The organism is Bartonella jaculi (assembly GCF_039543045.1).
In the GTDB taxonomy this organism is placed as follows: domain Bacteria; phylum Pseudomonadota; class Alphaproteobacteria; order Rhizobiales; family Rhizobiaceae; genus Bartonella; species Bartonella jaculi.
Map to the genome: position 1 here is coordinate 1 of NZ_BAABIZ010000035.1, position 3,164 is coordinate 3,164.

The following is a 3,164-nucleotide window of genomic DNA, read 5'->3' on the forward strand; positions in this document are numbered from 1 at the left end:
ATTGTAAAGCAATAGGCAATGTATGGAGCAAGAATTTTACGAAGATCAAAAAGAAGGGCAGGCTGAGATATGTCATGACGAGACATTTCATGGCAATTTCATAGATCTTTGCTCAGATCTTACTATTAGCCAAGCACCGGAATGGGTCGAGTTGTTGCCCAAAGCGCCAAATGTGAAGGCGCGTGATGGACGGGAATGGCATTATGACCCACAAAGGATTTTAAAGGCTTTTGCAGCCAATAAAGGACCGCTTGTGATTGATTATGAGCATGGGCAACATCACCGAGCGAGGAACGGCTTGGAAGCGCCTGCTAGCGGTTGGATTGAAGAATTAGCAGAGCGGGATGGTGCGATTTGGGGTCGGGTTAAATGGACCGATATGGCAGCTAAAAAGATTATGGCCCGAGAATATCGCTATCTTTCCCCTGAGTTTCGTCATTCTAAAAATGGTGAGATTTTAAGTTTGGCAGGGGCAGGGCTGGTGAACCGTCCTGCCCTTGTGATGACGGCTTTAAGCCGTGAACACCCCTCAATACCCCTTTCGACATCCCTTGTGGTGTCCCCAACAACTTTGACGGAGAAAATGATGGATTTAACAGCCATTGCCAGTGCTTTGGAGCTGGCAGAAGATGCAAAACCTGCAGAAATTTTAGCAAGCATTGCAACCCGCGAAAAAGAACGGGTGGAATTAAATGCCCAATTAACAAAAGCGCGAGAAGATCTAGCGCTTTTGCGCGAAGAGCAAAAAAAGGCGACGATTGAGAGTCTTTTAGACAAAGCGATTGAAGAGGGCAAGATTTTGCCTGCTGCACGTGAAGAATATCGTGCCCTTTGTACCCTTGAAGGGGGCATGGAACATTTTCAAACTTTGCTAGAAAAGTTGCCAGTTCTCGCATCGACAAGCCCTTTAGAAACATGTGCCTTGGTGCAAGAACATCAGCTTGCGCCAGAAGATATTGCACTTGCTGCACGCCATTATCAACAAGAGCAGAAAGCACAAGGCTTCGACATCACCATTAGCCAAGCGGTTGATTATATTTATGAACAAAAGGAACGCCAATCATGAGTACGACGATTTTGATTAAATCTTTTCGCACTGCAGCAGAGATCTCTCCTTATTGCATTGTTGCAGCGCGCGGTGATGGAATGGTGGCAACAGCTACTGGTAAGGCTGATAAATTATTAGGCACTGCCGGCTCTTGCAAAGCCAAGGCTGGCGAAATGATCGATGTTGCTCAATGCGGTTGGGGCGAAGTGGTGTGTGGAGGCAATGTTTCCTTTGGTGACTTTTTAACCTCTGACCCCAAGGGGCAGGCTATTAAGGCAGAAGCAGCAGATCGCACCATTGGCATTGCCATGAGTGATGGTTCTGCTGGTGATGTTATTTCTTTTAAAATTAATTAATCGAGGCTTATGATGAACAGACCTTTTCCCATTGATCCAACACTTACCGCTATTGCTATTGGTTATCGCAATCCAACAGGTTCTCTTATTGGCGATAAAGTTTTGCCCCGTGTTGGTGTTTTAAGTGAAGTGTTTAAATATAGTGAATTTCCCTTGGCGGAAAGTTTTACGGTCCCTGAACTTGAAATTGGGCGAAAAGGGCGCCCGAATGTGGTGGAATTTTCTGCCTTTGAACGGGAAGCTAGTGTGAGAGATTACGGGCTTGATGATCTTATTCCCAATTCAGATATTGAAGCAGCAGCCCGCGCACGGGCAGAAAAGCGCTCTCGTTATAACCCTGAAAAAACAGCCGTGGAAGGACTGGCTAATTTGCTGGAATTGGGGCGTGAAGTGCGTGTGGCAGAACTTGTGCAGGACAGCAAAAACTATGCACCAGAGCGGGTGATGACGCTTAAAGGTGAGAATAAATTCAGTGATTATGACAAATCAGATCCTTATGCCACCTTAGATGAGGCGAAGGATAAAGCTCTCGTCTATACACCCAACACCATTGTCATGGGTAAAGTTGTTTGGTCAAAACTCAAACGTCATCCCAAAATCATCAAAGCTGTTAAGGGGGGTGGCACTGCTGATGGGTTTGTGACTAAAGCGCAATTTGCTGATCTGATGGAAATAGATCCCAATCGGTTATTGATTGGTGAATCGCAAGTGAATTTAGCCCGCAAAGGACGCACAGCGCAATTGGCACGCGTTTGGGGCAATAAGATCGCTCTGCTTTACATTGATCCCACCAAGCAACAGGCGGATGGTTCTCTCATCAGTTGGGGCTTTAGTGCTCAGTTGGGTGAGCGTATCTCTGGGGTGATCAATGATCCAGATATTGGTTTGTCAGGTGGTAAACGGGTGCGTGTGGGTGAACGGGTGTGCGAATTGGTTGCCGCCAAAGATGCCGGTGTGTTGCTGCAAGATGTTGTTTAAGGGAAACTTTGAAACATGGCTTATGCAAGCAAAACATTGATTGAAGAGCTCTGGGGTGATGATTTCTTAAAAGACTTATGTGCTTTTGATGATGAGAAGTCTGATCCAGTGCTTTTAGATCAAGCCATTGCCCTTGCTCTAAACCAAGCAAGCGGTGAGATTGATGTGCATCTCTCTCATCGCTACTTGGTCCCCATTGCTGGACAGCCGGCGGCTCTTGGCATGATCTGTGTCAATATTGCTGTTTATAATTTAGCCATACGCCATACGGCACTGACCACAACTATTGAAGATCGCTACAAACAGGCGGTTGAACTCTTGAAACGCATTGCGGAAGGCAAAGCGGGTTTGGGGGTCGATGAACCTAAAATTATGAGTGAAGATGGTCCCGTGCGTGATGGTGCTTTCTTCCATGCTAAACCGCGTGTGATGGGAAGATAACATGTCTGTTTCAAGCCATATTGAGATTAAAGAGATGGGGCTTGAAGCGGCTTTATCCTTTTTACAAAAGGGTGCTGATAACTCGATGGGGACTTTGGCACAAGGGGTTGGGCGCCTCATTCAAGAGAGCACAAGGCGGCGCATTCAAAGCGAAAAAACGTCTGCCCAAGGAGAGAAGTGGAAAAACAATTATGCCCATACCTCCATTCTTTATGCCAGTGGGGCGCTCTCACGCTCCATTGATATGAAAGCCTCACCAGAACAGGTGATTGTGGGCTCTGGGTTGGTTTATGCGCGGATTCATCAATTGGGTGGGGCTATTTTCCCGAAAAATGGCAAAG

The 3,164-nt window shown here is 46.6% G+C and carries 5 protein-coding genes; all 5 read left to right on the forward strand.

Annotated features, from left to right (window positions below; genetic code table 11):
- Positions 1 to 22: 22 nt before the first annotated feature.
- A complete protein-coding gene (locus ABD915_RS08160; RefSeq protein WP_345117256.1) occupies positions 23 to 1,066 on the forward strand; it encodes a phage protease in 1,044 nt (347 codons plus the stop codon).
- On the forward strand, positions 1,063 to 1,404 hold the full coding sequence (locus tag ABD915_RS08165) for a hypothetical protein (protein WP_345117258.1): 342 nt from the start codon (positions 1,063 to 1,065) through the stop codon (positions 1,402 to 1,404). Before ABD915_RS08160 ends, ABD915_RS08165 begins: the two co-directional genes overlap by 4 nt.
- 12 nt (positions 1,405 to 1,416) lie before the next feature.
- Positions 1,417 to 2,382 (forward strand): major capsid protein, encoded by a 966-nt coding sequence (locus ABD915_RS08170; protein ID WP_345117277.1) that lies wholly within the window; start codon positions 1,417 to 1,419, stop codon positions 2,380 to 2,382.
- Positions 2,383 to 2,397: 15 nt separating this feature from the next.
- A complete protein-coding gene (locus ABD915_RS08175; RefSeq protein ID WP_345117261.1) occupies positions 2,398 to 2,823 on the forward strand; it encodes a gp436 family protein in 426 nt (141 codons plus the stop codon).
- A gap of 1 nt (position 2,824) precedes the next feature.
- Positions 2,825 to 3,164: phage virion morphogenesis family protein (locus tag ABD915_RS08180; protein ID WP_345117263.1), on the forward strand; the 340-nt coding region annotated here is incomplete at its 3' end.